Origin of the sequence: Agreia sp. Leaf210 (assembly GCF_001421485.1) — a bacterium.
Classification (GTDB): domain Bacteria; phylum Actinomycetota; class Actinomycetes; order Actinomycetales; family Microbacteriaceae; genus Agreia.
Genome location: NZ_LMKK01000001.1, coordinates 904,316 through 918,454, shown reverse-complemented (window position 1 = coordinate 918,454; position 14,139 = coordinate 904,316). Strand labels below are relative to the sequence as shown.

General features: G+C 67.1%; 17 protein-coding genes. 9 read left to right on the top strand and 8 right to left on the bottom strand.

Annotation, left to right across the window (positions count from 1 at the left end; genetic code table 11):
- Window positions 1-3: 3 nt before the first annotated feature.
- The 3 genes from ASE64_RS04315 to ASE64_RS04305 all read right to left on the bottom strand — a co-directional run bounded on the left by ASE64_RS04315 (window position 4) and on the right by ASE64_RS04305 (window position 3,547).
- Complete coding sequence (locus ASE64_RS04315; RefSeq protein WP_055776332.1) at window positions 4-1,452, bottom strand: phytoene desaturase family protein; 1,449 nt, start codon at window positions 1,450-1,452, stop codon at window positions 4-6.
- A gap of 10 nt (window positions 1,453-1,462) precedes the next feature.
- Entirely contained in the window at window positions 1,463-2,482 is a 1,020-nt protein-coding gene (locus ASE64_RS04310) for an SDR family oxidoreductase (RefSeq protein ID WP_055776330.1), read from the bottom strand.
- Window positions 2,483-2,611: 129 nt separating this feature from the next.
- Window positions 2,612-3,547 carry a linear amide C-N hydrolase gene (locus ASE64_RS04305; protein WP_055776328.1) on the bottom strand — a complete coding sequence of 312 codons (936 nt, stop codon included), beginning with the start codon at window positions 3,545-3,547 and terminating at the stop codon, window positions 2,612-2,614.
- 70 nt (window positions 3,548-3,617) lie between these two features.
- Here ASE64_RS04305 and ASE64_RS04300 point away from each other — a divergent pair, with 70 nt between their 5' ends.
- The 4 genes from ASE64_RS04300 (at window position 3,618) to ASE64_RS04285 (ending at window position 6,327) form a co-directional block, all read left to right on the top strand.
- Window positions 3,618-4,061, top strand: coding sequence for an SRPBCC family protein (locus tag ASE64_RS04300; RefSeq protein ID WP_055776327.1), 444 nt, complete (start codon window positions 3,618-3,620; stop codon window positions 4,059-4,061).
- 120 nt (window positions 4,062-4,181) lie between these two features.
- Window positions 4,182-4,370, top strand: a complete 189-nt coding sequence (locus ASE64_RS04295; protein ID WP_055776324.1) for a hypothetical protein — start codon at window positions 4,182-4,184, stop codon at window positions 4,368-4,370.
- Between the two features lie 100 nt (window positions 4,371-4,470).
- Window positions 4,471-4,845 (top strand): VOC family protein, encoded by a 375-nt coding sequence (locus ASE64_RS04290; protein WP_055776320.1) that lies wholly within the window; start codon window positions 4,471-4,473, stop codon window positions 4,843-4,845.
- A 261-nt stretch (window positions 4,846-5,106) separates the two neighbouring features.
- Window positions 5,107-6,327, top strand: a complete 1,221-nt coding sequence (locus ASE64_RS04285) for a hypothetical protein (RefSeq protein ID WP_055776318.1) — start codon at window positions 5,107-5,109, stop codon at window positions 6,325-6,327.
- Window positions 6,328-6,432: 105 nt separating this feature from the next.
- Here ASE64_RS04285 and ASE64_RS04280 read toward each other — a convergent pair whose 3' ends face one another.
- Entirely contained in the window at window positions 6,433-7,029 is a 597-nt protein-coding gene (locus ASE64_RS04280) for a hypothetical protein (RefSeq protein WP_055776315.1), read from the bottom strand.
- 46 nt (window positions 7,030-7,075) lie between these two features.
- On the bottom strand, window positions 7,076-7,360 hold the full coding sequence (locus ASE64_RS04275) for a DUF1905 domain-containing protein (protein WP_055776312.1): 285 nt from the start codon (window positions 7,358-7,360) through the stop codon (window positions 7,076-7,078).
- Window positions 7,361-7,453: 93 nt separating this feature from the next.
- On the opposite strand from ASE64_RS04275, the gene ASE64_RS04270 reads away from it, so the two are divergent.
- A complete protein-coding gene (locus ASE64_RS04270; RefSeq protein ID WP_055776308.1) occupies window positions 7,454-8,014 on the top strand; it encodes a dihydrofolate reductase family protein in 561 nt (186 codons plus the stop codon).
- 58 nt (window positions 8,015-8,072) lie between these two features.
- On the top strand, window positions 8,073-8,369 hold the full coding sequence (locus tag ASE64_RS04265; protein ID WP_055776305.1) for a hypothetical protein: 297 nt from the start codon (window positions 8,073-8,075) through the stop codon (window positions 8,367-8,369).
- A 219-nt stretch (window positions 8,370-8,588) separates the two neighbouring features.
- On the opposite strand, the gene ASE64_RS04260 is transcribed toward ASE64_RS04265, so the two are convergent.
- Window positions 8,589-9,599 (bottom strand): LLM class flavin-dependent oxidoreductase, encoded by a 1,011-nt coding sequence (locus ASE64_RS04260; RefSeq protein ID WP_200920093.1) that lies wholly within the window; start codon window positions 9,597-9,599, stop codon window positions 8,589-8,591.
- A 175-nt stretch (window positions 9,600-9,774) separates the two neighbouring features.
- Here ASE64_RS04260 and ASE64_RS04255 point away from each other — a divergent pair, with 175 nt between their 5' ends.
- Window positions 9,775-10,464 (top strand): endonuclease/exonuclease/phosphatase family protein, encoded by a 690-nt coding sequence (locus ASE64_RS04255; protein ID WP_055776302.1) that lies wholly within the window; start codon window positions 9,775-9,777, stop codon window positions 10,462-10,464.
- A gap of 21 nt (window positions 10,465-10,485) precedes the next feature.
- A complete protein-coding gene (locus ASE64_RS04250) occupies window positions 10,486-11,304 on the top strand; it encodes an SGNH/GDSL hydrolase family protein (RefSeq protein ID WP_055776298.1) in 819 nt (272 codons plus the stop codon).
- A 113-nt stretch (window positions 11,305-11,417) separates the two neighbouring features.
- On the opposite strand, the gene ASE64_RS04245 is transcribed toward ASE64_RS04250, so the two are convergent.
- Both ASE64_RS04245 and ASE64_RS04240 read right to left on the bottom strand, forming a co-directional pair.
- Window positions 11,418-11,867: an SseB family protein gene (locus ASE64_RS04245; protein WP_055776295.1), complete on the bottom strand. Its 450-nt coding sequence runs from the start codon at window positions 11,865-11,867 to the stop codon at window positions 11,418-11,420.
- Window positions 11,868-11,907: 40 nt separating this feature from the next.
- Window positions 11,908-13,101: an SGNH/GDSL hydrolase family protein gene (locus ASE64_RS04240; RefSeq protein WP_055776290.1), complete on the bottom strand. Its 1,194-nt coding sequence runs from the start codon at window positions 13,099-13,101 to the stop codon at window positions 11,908-11,910.
- 271 nt (window positions 13,102-13,372) lie between these two features.
- On the opposite strand from ASE64_RS04240, the gene ASE64_RS04235 reads away from it, so the two are divergent.
- On the top strand, window positions 13,373-14,125 hold the full coding sequence (locus ASE64_RS04235) for a SipW-dependent-type signal peptide-containing protein (RefSeq protein WP_055776287.1): 753 nt from the start codon (window positions 13,373-13,375) through the stop codon (window positions 14,123-14,125).
- Window positions 14,126-14,139 lie beyond the last annotated feature (14 nt).

The following is a 14,139-nucleotide window of genomic DNA, read 5'->3' as shown; positions in this document are numbered from 1 at the left end:
AGGTCAGGGAGCCAGCGACGGGGTCGACCTGATTCCGAAGCTGTGCTTCAGAGCGCTCTTCGCGGCGTACCAGCCGGCGAGTCCGTGCACGCCGGGGCCGGGGGGCGTCGACGACGAGCAGAGGTAGATTCCCGACGCCGGAGTGCGCCAGGGGTCGAACGAGAGCACGGGTCGGCGCACCAGCTGGGCCAGGGTGGCGGCGCCGGCTGCGATGTCGCCACCGATGTAGTTCGGGTTGTAGTTCTCCATGTCGCGCGCGGTCATGCTCGCCGAGCCGAGGATGAGGTCGCGGAACCCCGGAGCGAAGCGCTCCATCTGCGTGATGATGGGCTCGGTCTGATCGATCGACGAGTCCTTCGGAACGTGCGTGTACGCCCAGAGCACGTGCTTTCCCTCGGGCGCGCGCGTCGAGTCGAAGCTCGACGGCTGCGCGACGAGCACGTAGGGATTCGAGGTGTGCCGCCCCGAAGCGACCTCGGCCTCGGACGCGGCGATCTCGGCGCGAGTTCCACCGACGTGCACGGTGCCCGCCTTGTGCAGCTCGGCGTTCGTCCAGGGCACAGGTCCCGACAGGGCGAAGTCGACCTTGGCCACGCCGTTGCCGTAGCTGAACTCGCGCAGCGCCTTCGTGTAGAGCGTGGGCAGGCGTCGGCCCGCGATGTCGGCCACCGCGCGCGGTGTCGTGTCGAAGAGCACGGCCGTCGACGACGGCAGCTGATCGAGCGACCGGATGCCGGCATCCGTCTCGATCTGCCCGCCGTGCGCCACGAGATCGTCGGCCATCGCGTCCACGATCGCCTGGCTGCCGCCGACCGGCACGGGCCAGCCGCGACCGTGCGCGTAGCTGCCGAGGCTCAGCGCGGCTGCCGCGGTGACCGGACTGGGCATGGGCCGGATGGCGTGGGCCGCGACGCCGGCCAGCATGGCGGGCGCGACATCGCCCTGGAAACGGGCGTTCCAGGTGGGCAGGCCCTGCTCGAGCACCCGCAGGCCGAAGAGTGCGGCCGTGATGGGCTGACGCGGAGCCATGAGCAGATTGGAGCCCGCGAGCCGTGCCACCTGGTCGGCGCGCTGCACGAGCGGCGCCATCAGCGAGTGGAACGCGGCGCCGTCGCGGCCGAGCGCTGCGACCGTGCGGGCGAGGTCGTGGTACGCGATTCCGGCGCGTCCGCCGTCGAGCGGATGCCCGTACGACACCTCGGGAAGTACCAGCTCGATGCGCTGCTGCAAGCCGAAGCGCTGGAAGAATCCCGAGGCCAGGGCCATGGGATGAACGGCGGAGCAGACGTCGTGCAGAAAGCCGGGAAGCGTCAGCTCTTTCGTGCGAGCGCCCCCGCCGATCGTCGAGTTCTTCTCGTAGACCCGCACCGATAGCCCGGCACGGGCCAGGGTCACGGCCGCGGCAAGACCGTTGGGCCCGGAGCCGACGACGACCGCATCCACTTCGCTCATGCGGCCCAGCCTACGACCGACGCAAGCGGGAGACCACAGCGGTGACCGCAACGACGGCGCCGCCCACGGCCGCACCTCCGAGGCCGATCGCAGCCGCGGCCATCGTCTTGCGGTGGCCGATCGCCCAGGTCGCCGGGCTTCCGTTTCGCGCGTCGCTGCCGAAGATTCCGCGCGCGCCCTTGTCGCCCGACGCGGGCTCGTAGAGGTTGTTGGGCAGCATCGCCTCGACCTTCTCGGGAGCCTGCTGCCCGTCGTAGCCGACCTTCGCCAGGTAGTTGTCGAGCCAGCCCGCGACGAAGCGGTTGCCCAGCACGGTCTTGATGGTGGGCTCGCCCACCCAGGTGCGGCGGCGCGGGTGATCCGCGACGTCGGCCACGGCCTTGGCCCCGACCTCCGGCTGGTAGATCGGTGGCACGGGCTGCGGGTGGTGAGGCAACTGTGACTTGACCCAGTTGAACTGGATCGTATTGAGCGCGGGCATGTCGACGGTCGAGATGCGCACCGGGCTCTTGGCATGGATGAGCTCGGTGGTGACCGACTCGGTGAAGCCCTTCACGGCGTGCTTCGCTCCGCAGTAGGCCGCCTGCAGGGGGATGCCCCGGTGCGCCAGCGCGGATCCGATCTGGATCACGTGACCGCGCTCGCGGGGGACCATGCGCGAGAGTGCCGCGCGGGTTCCGTTGACGAAGCCGAAGTAGTTCACCTGCGTCGCGCGCTCGAAGTCGGCGGGCTCGGTGGTGAGAAAGTCGCCGAAGACGCCGACCATCGCGTCGTTGACCCACAGCTCGATGGGGCCGAGTTCGGTCTCCACGCGGTCGGCCGCAGATTCGACGGCGTCGCGATCCGCGACATCCGTGCTGATGCCGAGGGCACGACCCCCGCGGATGGTGACATCGGAGACGGCACCGGCGAGACCGTCTTCGCCGCGCGCGAGCACGGCCACATCCCAACCTCGATCGGCGAGTTCCCTCACGATGGCACGGCCGAGTCCGGCGGTTCCTCCGGTGACGACGGCTACTCCACGGGTCATGACAGTCCTTTGCTCTTCAGATGGGCAGGCCGATACCAGCCGCCTCACTCGAGTCTGTGCCCACCCGGTGCGCCCCGTCGCCCCGTCGACAGGATTCGATGCATGGCGTATGGGGGACTGCTGGCCTGATCAGTAGGCGAGGTCGGCGCCGGCGAGTCGAGCCGTCACGTCGCCGATGAGACCCTCCCGGCGCGGGTCGAGAGCGAGCAGCTCTTTGCCGTCGGCGAGCTGGGCCAGGTCGACCCAGATGGCCGAGGGGCTGTGCGTCGACCAGAAGTAGTACACGCGATTGGTCACGTCGCTGGCCGCGTGCCACCACGTGGGATACACGCCTCCGTCGTTGTAGGGCGCACCCGGCGGAACCGCCGCGTTCTGCGTGATGCGGAACACCCCCGCGATCGTCTCCGTGACGTTCGCCGGCTCCGGCAGGTAGTGCCTGAAGTAGCTCGCGCGCACGAAGCGGTCGAGCGAGGTGATGTCGCCCGGGGGAGTGAGGTCTCCGCCGAACGGCGCGTAGCGGGCGAGATTCGCGAGCTGCTCGTCGTAGCCGGGGGAGTTCGCCATGACCGTGTACTCGGCACCGTGGTGCACGACCAGCTCGCCGTCGATGGGCTCGATGATCGCCGAGTCTCCCGAAGGATCTTCGAGGGCGAGGTGCGCGCCCATGTACTGCCCCCTGATCGGCGGAGCGATGATGCGCACGTCGTCGAGGTGCTCGAGAACCTCGGCGACGGTGGCGAAGTGGTCGAGTACGTACTGCACCCACATCGCGATGACGATCGTCGGGGCGTCGGTTGCTGTGGGTGGCTTGATGTCGTCGAGAAAGAGCGCGTGCGCCGCGAGGCCCTTCTCGTTCATGCCGTCCGACGTGCCGATGTTCCACATGCTGAGCCCGACGCTCGAGTAGAGCGATCGCCACCGGGCGGCATCCGGCTGCGGCCCGCCCGAACGCTCGAGGCCCCGCGGATAGAACCAGAGCTCGGGCTCGTCGCTGACCTCCCAGTCCATGCACCGCGAGGTGACCTTGGCGATCGGGTTGTCATTCCAGAAGACACGGGTGCACATGCGCCGACACTACTGCTCGTGGGCCGCAACCCCTAGACCCCCGTTCGTGGATGCCGGATGCTGGTGAGTCATGTCGACAAACGTGAGACTCATGGACTGTTCCCCCGAGGACGTCTTCGCCGTACTCGCCGACGGATGGCTGTTTCCGACGTGGGTGGTGGGATCGTCGCGCATGCGCGAGGTCGAGAAGGCGTGGCCTGCGGAGGGTTCGCATCTGCACCACTCGTTCGGATCGTGGCCCGCGGTGCTGGATGACGAGACCACGATGCACGAGTGGGATCCGCCCCGGCACATGCTGATCGTCGCGAAGGGTTGGCCGATCGGCGAGGCGTCGGTGCAGATCGACGTGAAGCCGCGGGGCAACGGATGCGTGGTGCGCATCATCGAGAAGGCCGTCGCCGGGCCGGGAAAGTACATTCCGCCGGCGCTGCTCGACATCGGACTCTACGTGCGCAACATCGAGACGCTGCGCCGCCTGGCGTACATCGCCGAGGGAAAGGCCGACGGCAAGTAGCTGCGCTGTCGCTCCCTGGGCACGTCTCTGCCTGGGCTTGTCGGAGGGCTTCCGGCGCCACATGGATGTTCACCGAATGGGGGCTATCCCTCGGCGCTCAGCCGGTGCAGCATCGGGTTCATGACCGCAGAAACGCCATGGACACGCATCGCGGGCTTCGGGTTGCTTGCACTGGCGGTCGTGCTCTTCGGCGTCGGCCTCGTGGTCTACGTCACCGGTTTCGAGGTCGCGGCCCTCGGCATGATGGCTGGCTTCGCGGTAAGCACGCTGGCGCTGGGACTCCTCGCGGTACCTTCGGCGAAGCGCTGATACCTGCGCCCGGTGGGCGCCTGTTCCATCTGACAAGGGCTTGACCGGCTGCGGCCGCAAGCGGATCGTGGGGGACGACTACCCATCGAAAGGCTCAATCATGCTGAAAGACCACCCCGTCGACGTTGTGCTTCTCTCGAAAGATCTGGATGCCTCGCGCGAGTTCTACGAGAAGCGCCTCGGCCTCGACGTGATCGAGGCCACAGACACCGCCATCACCTATGCCTCGGGAAACACCCGGCTCAAGGTCACGGCATCGACCGTCGGCACGAAAGACGAGCAGACCCAGGCGGAGTGGCGGGTTCTCGACCTGCGCGCCGAGCTCGAGGAGCTGAAGCACCGCGGCGTCGAGCCCGAGAACTACGACACCGACGAGCTGAAGACGGTCGATGGCATCGCCGATCAGGGGGATGCCTGGGTGGCCTACCTGATCGACCCCGACGGCAACGCGCTCGGCATAGGCCAAGCCAAGTAGGTGTGCCGCACCGTTCCACGGGGGCGTGCGACGGTACGGCACACAAAAGTCATTCGGAGCGGCGCCGCTCTTGGACTGTTCGCTCGCAACCCTAAAATCACCCCTGTCGCTCGTGGGAGTTTGCTGTTAGTTTTTCTGTGTATCGATGGGGGCGTCGGTACTCCTCTCAGACCGACTGCATTCCGTCATCGTTGACCACGTCTGCTGTTCGGTCTCCTTGAAGCGCGCTTGATCGCGCCCAACCATCAGGAGAACCACACAATGACGTCACTTCTCAAGCGCACCTTCGCGGTGCTGGGTGTTGCAGCCCTGACCGCCACGGGGGTTGCACTCTCAGCGGCACCAGCCCAGGCTCTTCCCGGCTCCGTCGTCTTCGAAGACGGCAACTGCGGCATCAGCACGGGCGAAGGAACGGTCGACGGGTTGGCCTTCACCGTGTCCAACGCCACCACGACCGACGAGAGCCTCACCTATGAGGTCGTCATCAACTTCGACACGGTCGATCAGACCATCACTCTCGCACCGGGCGAATCGCAGCGCACCGTACTCGAGCTTCCCGAAGACGAGAACACCACCGTGCAGGTGCGCGGCAACGGAGGCTTCTTCGCCGGCAATCTGGCGTCGGTCGACTGCGTCGGCAACTACAGCCCAGACGTAACCGGCAGCATCCAGTCGTCGTGTCTGCTCGACACCGGCGGCGTGATCGGCGAGATCCCTGGCGTGCTGCTGACCGCAGACAACTCGACGGGTGAGACGGTCACCGAGTACTACTTCACCGTCGGCGACGTGTCGCTCGAGGGCGGCCAGCTCGATCCGGGCGAGGTGCGCCAGCGATCGACCACCCTCGATGAAGACACCCCGACTCACGTAGAGGTCGGTTCGGTCGACGAAGAGGGCGACTACCGCGTGCTCGCCGAGGCTGACATCACACTGAACTGCATCGCCGATACTCCTGTCATCACCTCGCCCACCGAGGGCCAGATCCTCACCGGTTCTCCGACGACGATCACCGGAACCGGCACCACGGGAGACGTGGTGACACTCGGTGTGTACGACCGCGCCGTGTTCGAGAACGAGTCGGCGGGTGCGGGAGACGCCGCGCGCGCCATTCCAGTGACCGTGCCTACCGAGTCGGGCGAGGGATACCTGATCTTCACGACGACGGTCGACGCCAACGGGGAGTTCGCCGTCGAGACACCGCTTGCCGTCGGAGACTATGTCGTGCTCGCCATCGCTGGTCGCGCCGCGAGTGCCGACTCGGATGCGTCGATCTCCGGCCTCAGCAATGTCGTGATGTTCTCCGTCGCCGCGGCTCCGGTCGTTCCGGTCGCCCCCGCCGTTCCTGCCGGAACTGCCGGGGGTAAGGCACTGGCTGCCACGGGCTTCGCGCCGGTGCTGCCGATCTCGATCGCTTGCGGACTGCTGCTTGCGGGTGCCGCTGCGTTCCTGATGCGCCGCCGCTCGGCGACGCAGGGCGAGTAGCTCCAGGCTGCACGCCTGAGTCTCAGTAGTCCCCGCTGTGGACAGAAGGTACCGGCTCACCGGTATCGATTGTCCGCAGTGGGGACTTCTGCACTCATCCGAGGGCTACGAGGGTGTAGATCGCGAGGCGGATGGGCTCGTCACGGCGGCAATGATCGCCAGCACGCCGATGAAGATGGGCACTGATGCCGCCACCACGCTGAACAGCGAGGTTGCCCAGAGCGCCGGGCCGTTCACCGAGTTGCCCGCGTTGATGAGGCCGAACTGGAACACGACCCAGCCGGCCGCCTGTGCGAGCACCGCCCACAACGGTCCCCATCTCCACAGGCTCGAGAAAAGCGGCGATCTCGCGATCTGAACGACGAGAATGAATCCCAGCGCCAGCCGGGCGAAGCCGACGACCGACGCAACCCACGCCTGATTCCAGGCGGACCCACCCGACTCGGGTAGGAGGTTTACGACGCTGGTCACGATCGTCAGCGCTGCGAGGAGCATCGCCGTCACGGCGCCGAGTACGTGGCCACCGAAGATATTGCGCCGAACTCCGCCACCGAAGGCGAAGAGCATCAGGGCGGCAGCAACAAGCAGGGCGCTGATGACGCCCTGCCCCCGTGCGAATGAGGGGAGCGCGAATTGAATGATGGCCGAGGCGATCAACGCGATGCCGCCCCACAGCCATGCGCGGCTTCTGATGTCAGTCATAGTCGAACCTCCTTGTGGTCGGCTGCAGTAGATATCAGCGAGAGGGTCATGCTCGCCGAGTGATCACCGCATGCACCTCGTCGCCCACGTCCTTGCCGAGAGCTTTGCGAACCTTGGCGCTCAACGACACCATGTGACCGTTCGCACCGGTGGGCATTGCCCCGACGTTCTCGAGGGCAATCCCGTCGATCGTCGCGTCGACGCGAACGCTCCGGCCGGTTCCGAAGAGCTCCACCGAGTCGGGAATCTCGATGCAACTCCAGGTCTCGCCCTTGACGTCGACGCCGATCTTCGCGTCGAACTCCACCTTGCTCGCCTCATTGGTAGCCATACTTCACACTATCGAGACGATCAAGTTGGGGCGCGAGCGGTTGGGCCTCGACGGTCGTAATATCGAGCTCACAGCCCAACGACGGGAGGCCCCATGCGCCGCGTGACCTATTCGATGAGTGTGTCTCTCGACGGCTTCGTGCAGGGGCCCGATGGTGATTTCGACTGGCCAGGTCTCAGCGACGAGGTGTTCGATGTCGCGCTCGACGAGATCCGCGAGGTCGGGGTGCATCTCATGGGCAGGCGCCTCTATGAGGCGATGCTCTACTGGGAGACGGTCGACCACTCCGCGCTCGCGGCCCCGGTGCAGCAGTGGCTCGAGCTCTGGAATGCGCTGCCGAAGGTGGTCTTCTCGAGCTCACTCTCCTCGGTGCGAGGCAACGCGCGCCTAGCCGACTCTGAGCTCGTCGACGAAATCGCGCGACTCCGCGCCGAACCGGGCGAGGGCGATATCGCCGTCGGCGGTGCAGCTCTTGCTGCCCAGGCCGCCACTCTCGGCCTGATCGATGAATACCACATGCGGGTCTATCCCGTTCTGGTCGGGGGAGGGCTGCCGTTCTTCGCCCGCGACGAGCAGCGCGTAGACCTCGAACTGCTCGAGACCCGCTCGTTCGATTCGGGAGTCGCCTACCTGCGCTACCGAGTGCGCCGGTGAGCATTCGACTCTTTGTCGCGAGTCGGTCTGCCGCTGCGCCGTAAACGAAGATGGAGGCATGAGCCCTCAGATCGAACGGCCGAAATGGTTTCGCCAGGTGCAGGAAAGGAAAATCTTCCTCGGCATCCTGAAGTACGGCCGGCCGATGCTCTTCGAGGTCTTCGCTGAGCCCGGACCTGTCGTGACCGTCGGACTCGATGACCTGCGGCCGACTCTCGGTGTCTCCAGAGACGCCGAGCGCGACTTTCAGGAGGCCGACATGCTGGCGTCGCGCGCATTCACAGAGGGCCGCTTCGATGACTGGGTTCAGTGGCCCTATGGAGGCGTCGTCACCGGAACGCCGCCGTTCGACTGACCAGCACGTCTAGCCGCGTCGGGCCTCCCGGAATCTGCGACCTGGAGTCGCGCTCGCTCGAGTGTGCACTTTGGGTCGGTGATGAGGCCGACGACCGACCGAAATTGCACACTCGGGTGGGCTCGTCTCTGCGACCTGGAGTCGCGCTCGCTCGACTGTGCAGTTCTGGTCGGTGACGAGCGCTGTCACCGACCAGAACTGCACACTCGGCGGCGAACCCTAGTTCAGCGCGGGCACGATGTGCTTCACGATCGTCTCGAGCAGGTGGGCGTTGTAGTCGACGCCCAACTGGTTCGGAATCGTGACGAGCACCGTGTCGGCGTCGCGCACGGCGGCGTCGTCGAGCAGCTCCTTCACGATCGCGTCGGGCTCGCCCACGTAGCTCTTGCCGAAGCGCGCGATGCCGTTGTCGAGGTAGCCCACCTGGTCTTCGCGGTCACGGCTCATGTCGCCGAAGTAGGCGCGGTCCTGATCCGTGGTGATGGGCAGGATGCTGCGGCTCACCGACACGCGCGGCTCGCGTTCCCAGCCGGCGTCCTTCCAGGCCGCGCGGTAGAGCGCGATCTGTTCGGCCTGCAGGTCCCCGAAGGGCACCCCGGTGTCTTCCGAGAGCAGCGTCGAGCTCATCAGGTTCATGCCCTGCTCTGCCGTCGAGACGGCGGTGGCGCGTGTGCCCGAACCCCACCAGATGCGGTCGGCCAGGCCGGGCGACTGGGGCAGGATGCCGAGGGGCTGGCTCACGCCCGTCATCTGCGGGTTGCTCATGGCGACTCCCGCATCGGTGATGGCCGCGCGGAACAGCTCGGTGTGCGCACGGGCCAGATCGGCATCCGTCGTGCCGTCTTGCGGAACGAAGCCGAACGACTCGGAGCCGCGGAGCGCCGTCTCGGGTGATCCCCGGCTGACGCCGAGCTGCAGTCTGCCGCCCGAGATGAGGTCGGCGGTCGCTGCCTCCTCGGCCATGTAGAGCGGGTTCTCGTAACGCATGTCGATCACGCCGGTGCCGAGTTCGATCTTCGAGGTGCGGGCCGCCATGGCCGAGAGCAGGGGGAAGGGCGAGGCGAACTGCCGCGCGAAGTGGTGAACGCGCATGTAGGCGCCGTCGACGCCGATCTCTTCTGCTGCGACCGCCAGCTCGATCATCTGCAGGTGTGCGTCGGCGGCGGTGCGCGTCAGCGACCCGGGGATGGGCTGCCAGTGGCCGAACGAGAGGAACCCGATTTTCTTCATGTCGATGTAAACGCATGAAACGACGGGCCTATTCCCCGGCGCTTCGACAGGCTCAGCGAACGAACGCACTGATTAAGACGACGTAAACAATGAAAGGCACAGCCGCAACCGATCCAAATCCCAGCCCGCGACGAATAGTCTGTCGTCTAGCAGAACTGCGAGAGGACCATCCGGAATGCGCGTTTTGAGTTACAACCTGCGGAACAACAGCGCCAGTGGCGAACTCGCCGCCCTGACTGATGACTTCGATGTAGACATCTTCTGCGTGCAAGAGGCCGACACGGCGTCGCTGCCGTCGACCATGGGGCACCTGACCATGTCGCACGCCACCACAGAGAACCGCCTGGGCCTCGCGCTCTACTACCGCGCCGAGCGCTTCTCGGTCGAAGACAGCACCACGTTCACGCTCAAGAAGTCCATGCACGACCGGGTGATGTCGCCCGGAACCCAGCGCCTCCTCGGCGCCCGACTTCTCGATCGCCAGACCGACCGCTCTTTCGTCGCCGCATCGTTCCACGCCGCGCCGCTCACGGCATCCAATTCTCTGCGTCGAACCCAGATCACCGCGGCCCACGAAGAACTGCAGCGCATCGGTGTCGACATTCCGATCCTGATGGTCGGCGACTTCAACTACCCGCTGTTCCAGAACAAGCTGCGCGCCGGAATCAAGGACTCGGGCTACGAGCTGTCGCTCAGTGACAGCGTCACCTACCTGCGCTACAAGTGGGTGCGCGGTCACTTCGACTTCGTCACCTCGAACGGCTTCCGCATCGACGAGGTCAAGACCCTTCCGCAGGGCGACTCCGACCACCTGCCGATTCTGGTGAAGGCGGAGTACGACATGGCCGAGGTCGTCGGCGACTAGCCGCAGACCGACAATTCGGCCGTGAGCGACTCTTCCGTCGAGCCGCGCCGCCCGCCGAGCTCCCGCTCTGCTGCCCGCCAGGCGTCGCAGCGCGCGGCGTGGGGGCCGTTCTGGCGCACTGTCGTGATCGCTGCGCTGATCGCGCTCTGGCCGGCGCTCGCCACAGGCCTGCACACCGGATTCACCGCTACGGGGGAGCGGACCCTGGTCGTGGGAGCGGCCCCGACCGTTTCGACGCCGTCCCCCTCCGCCACCCCGGCCGCTCCTCAGCCGGTCGTCCCGCTCTCGGTGCTCAGCGACTCGCACGCCTACTTCGCCGCATCGTGGTGGCGGCAGACCGTCGAGGCGAACGCCATCAGCGGGGTCTCGATGGGGGCCTTCGCGTCGCAACCCGGCGCGGTGGCCGACACCATCGCATCCGGTCTCGACGAGGCGGCGGCCGGAGCCCAGGGCGGCTACGTGCTCGTGCAGGCCGGAACCAACGACCTGCTTGCCGGAAGCTCGCCCACCCGGGCCGCGTCAGACATCCAGGCCCTGTGGGCGGGCGTGCGCGACCGGGGATCGACCCCGATCGCCGTTCTCGTACCGCCGTCGAGCCAGGTAGGCGGCGAGGTGATCGAACTCAATCGCCTGCTGGCCGCGGCCGCCCGGCAGGCCGGCATCGCGGTTCTGGATGTCTACACCCCGGTCGCCGACACCGGTGGCCGGTGGCAGACGGGCACCTCAGACGACGGCAAGCACGCGAATCTGACCGGCGCCACCCGGCAGGCGAACGAGGTGCTCGCGCAGCTACCCGGAATCCTGGCCGGTCGCGTCGGCCAACTGGCGGAGCTGCCGTAGTCCGCTCCGTGAGCCTGTCGCAGGGTGTCCGCTCCGGTTCGGCGCATGCGCTGCCGGACGACCGGGCGCAGATAGACCGAACAGGCGCGGATATGCGAGGTGGCGGCGCCAGCTCAGCCCTGCTGCGACTCGGTGAAGTCGCGCCTGATCGCCGCGAGGGCGCCCGGCGACAACTCGAAGCCGATCGGATGCCCCGGGTTCACCACGATGCCCACCTCGTCGGCGACGCTGGCCACGAAGCGTCCTCCGGTGAGGGCCACCGTGTGCGGGGCGATCTCGAGATAGTCGGCCGGAACCCGCGCCAGGTCGGTGAAGAGCGGCAGCATCGGCGCGCCGCCCACGGTGCTGAGCACGAGGGGGCTGAACCCCTCGGCGGCGTCGCCGGATGTCTCGGTGCGGCTCAGCGCGAAGACGGGCGTCGTGAGGAACGCCGAGATGAAGACCGTCTGACGCACCTCGCCCCGGATGCCGTCAAGAAGCGACTGCTCGAGCTCGTTGTGCACGGGGTCCGCCGCGAGACGGACATCGAAGTCGGGGTCGCCGGAGGCACTGGAATCTGTCACCTCTCCAGCCTATCGACGGCGCCGAACCTCGTAGTCGGGGCTAGGCGGCCTTGCGACGCGCCACGGTCACGGCGGCGCCGCCGACGAGAAGCAGCACGGCGAGTGCGAGCCCTCCAGAGACGAGTCCGCCGTCGAGGCCGGTGTTCGCCAGGGCGGGCTTCGGCGTCACCGCCGCGGGTCCGGATGCGACGGGCGGGGTCGGCGGCGTCGGTACGACGATCGGGGCCGGGAACGCGGCGTCGAGAGCGGTGCTCACCGAGTCGGTGAGGAACGTGGCGCCCAGGGTGTTCGGGTGCAGCGTTCCTGGCTGCAGGCCGCCGTCTCCGAGGAGGACGCCGTTGACGTAGGCGGTTCCATCGGTCACGCAGGCGTCGTGGCCGAAGCTCGAGGCGAACGACGGAACGTAGGTGAAGCCCGCCGTCTGGGTAGCGCTCTGGATGGCAGCATCCAGTTTGACCTCGACGGAGTGCAGGTACGCCGTGTCGACCGTGGTGAACGGGAAGGTGTTGGGAGCGCTGCCGAGCGTGGTGAAGCAGCCGGCCGCCGGAATGGTGGCGGGGAAGATGCTGGGGTAGCCGACCACGAACACCTTGGCGTTGGGGGCCGCGGCAGCGATGGCGGCGTACGTGCTGGCCAAGGACGGAGCGACCTGAGCGGAGATCTTCAGGGCGAGCCGGTCTACGCCGTCGGCGGCGTAGCCCGCGTTGCAGTTGGGCAGGAATACGCCATCCTGAGTGGGGAAGAGCAACGGGCCGTCGGCGGTCTGCGCCAGGCACGTCTGGATCACGTCGGTGAACCCGAGGTCGTTTCCGCCGATCGTGAGCGTCACGACATCGGTGTCGGCGCTGAGCGCGGCGATCTGAGGAGAGATGTTGCCGAACTGGCTATCGACGGTGATGTCGCCGGTCTCGGCGCCGGAGCACGTGACGTCGGTGAGGTTCAGTCCGTAGGCGGTGGCCACCTGGTGAGGAAAGTTGACTGCACTCTGGCCGCACTCGGGGGTGGGCAGTCCGGTCGACGGCGTGAGCCCCAGGCCCGCCGAATAGGAGTCGCCGAGCGCCACGTAGTCGAGACCCGCGGTCACCTCGGGAACACCCGGGGCAGGAGCTGCGGAGGCGACCGAAGCCGTGAGCACCGAGCCCGTGACGAGTGCGCCGGCGACGACGGCGGCGCCGATGAAGCGAGCGGTGAAGAAGCGGGCGCGAGAGCGCGTGGCAGTGGTGTGTGACGTCATAGTGGAAACCCCCTGCGCACATACTACGGGTTGTCACGCTGTCTCTACGCACTCTTTCTGCGGGCACTACCGACCCTCGCTACCGGGCGCGTACTGGCCAGCTACCGGCGCCGAACCTGCCCGCTACCGCCCCGTTGCCGGCACTACTCGACTCCGCCCGCGCGACTACGTGAAGAGCCCATTCGAGCCCCATCGTGAGTTCCTCTCATGTCATCGTTCAACCCTCAGAGGCCACAACAGGGGCGGCTTCATCACATTGGGGAGATCAGTCATGTCACAGACATCAGAGTTCGACGCACCGGAGTCTCCGGTCACACCGTCACTCACGAAGCGTTCCAGGAAGCAGAAGGCTTTCGCCGTTCTCGCGGCCGGTCTCGTGCTGGGCGTCGGAGCCACGGTCACACTGGCCGTGTGGAACGACTCGGAATGGGTCGTCGGTGGAACGGCCGGAGCGAACGGAGACCCCGGCACGCCGGGTGTCGGGACCAGCGCCTTCGAGGTGCAGCAGAACACGTCGTCGCCGTTCGCGGCCGACGAGTGGATCGACGAGGAGGGCAACCCCGGCGGATCGCTCACCTTCACCCCGGGCGCACTCAGCCTCACCCCGGGTGACTCGGTCTACGCCCCGGTGTCGCTCAGCACGGCAGACGGTTCGGTGGCAGCACCGAGCGTGCGCCTGAGCGGAGCGGTCAGCGCAACCGACATTCCCACCGTCGACCCCGACGCACTGCTCGCGGGTGCTCTGCAGCTTCGTGTCGTCGTCGCCACCACCGCACGGGATGCGGCTCCGGCTGCGTGCACAGACGCCGCGTTCGGAGCGACCGCGACGTATGTCGTCGGAAGTGCCACGACCTCGGCAGCACTCAGCACGGCCGGCACCACGGTCAACGCTCTGACGGCAGACTCGGGCAACCAGCTCAACTACTGCTTCGAGATCTCGCTGCCGGATGACGCGGCCGACACCCTCCAGGGTCGAACAGTCGCTCCCGCCTGGCAGTTCGTCTCGGCCTCCGAGCTCGACTAACCGGCACCACCCTC

Bases quoted from the DNA above. Each gene is read 5' to 3' on its own strand.
- ASE64_RS04255 (WP_055776302.1), top strand. From the start codon at position 9,775: ATGCGCGTTTTGAGTTACAACCTGCGGAACAACAGCGCCAGTGGCGAA.
- ASE64_RS04240 (WP_055776290.1), bottom strand. From the start codon at position 13,101: ATGACGTCACACACCACTGCCACGCGCTCTCGCGCCCGCTTCTTCACC.
- ASE64_RS04295 (WP_055776324.1), top strand. From the start codon at position 4,182: ATGACCGCAGAAACGCCATGGACACGCATCGCGGGCTTCGGGTTGCTT.
- ASE64_RS04305 (WP_055776328.1), bottom strand. From the start codon at position 3,547: ATGTGCACCCGTGTCTTCTGGAATGACAACCCGATCGCCAAGGTCACC.
- ASE64_RS04265 (WP_055776305.1), top strand. From the start codon at position 8,073: ATGAGCCCTCAGATCGAACGGCCGAAATGGTTTCGCCAGGTGCAGGAA.
- ASE64_RS04235 (WP_055776287.1), top strand. From the start codon at position 13,373: ATGTCACAGACATCAGAGTTCGACGCACCGGAGTCTCCGGTCACACCG.
- ASE64_RS04310 (WP_055776330.1), bottom strand. From the start codon at position 2,482: ATGACCCGTGGAGTAGCCGTCGTCACCGGAGGAACCGCCGGACTCGGC.
- ASE64_RS04315 (WP_055776332.1), bottom strand. From the start codon at position 1,452: ATGAGCGAAGTGGATGCGGTCGTCGTCGGCTCCGGGCCCAACGGTCTT.
- ASE64_RS04290 (WP_055776320.1), top strand. From the start codon at position 4,471: ATGCTGAAAGACCACCCCGTCGACGTTGTGCTTCTCTCGAAAGATCTG.
- ASE64_RS04275 (WP_055776312.1), bottom strand. From the start codon at position 7,360: ATGGCTACCAATGAGGCGAGCAAGGTGGAGTTCGACGCGAAGATCGGC.
- ASE64_RS04300 (WP_055776327.1), top strand. From the start codon at position 3,618: ATGTCGACAAACGTGAGACTCATGGACTGTTCCCCCGAGGACGTCTTC.
- ASE64_RS04260 (WP_200920093.1), bottom strand. From the start codon at position 9,599: ATGAAGAAAATCGGGTTCCTCTCGTTCGGCCACTGGCAGCCCATCCCC.
- ASE64_RS04270 (WP_055776308.1), top strand. From the start codon at position 7,454: ATGCGCCGCGTGACCTATTCGATGAGTGTGTCTCTCGACGGCTTCGTG.
- ASE64_RS04285 (WP_055776318.1), top strand. From the start codon at position 5,107: ATGACGTCACTTCTCAAGCGCACCTTCGCGGTGCTGGGTGTTGCAGCC.
- ASE64_RS04280 (WP_055776315.1), bottom strand. From the start codon at position 7,029: ATGACTGACATCAGAAGCCGCGCATGGCTGTGGGGCGGCATCGCGTTG.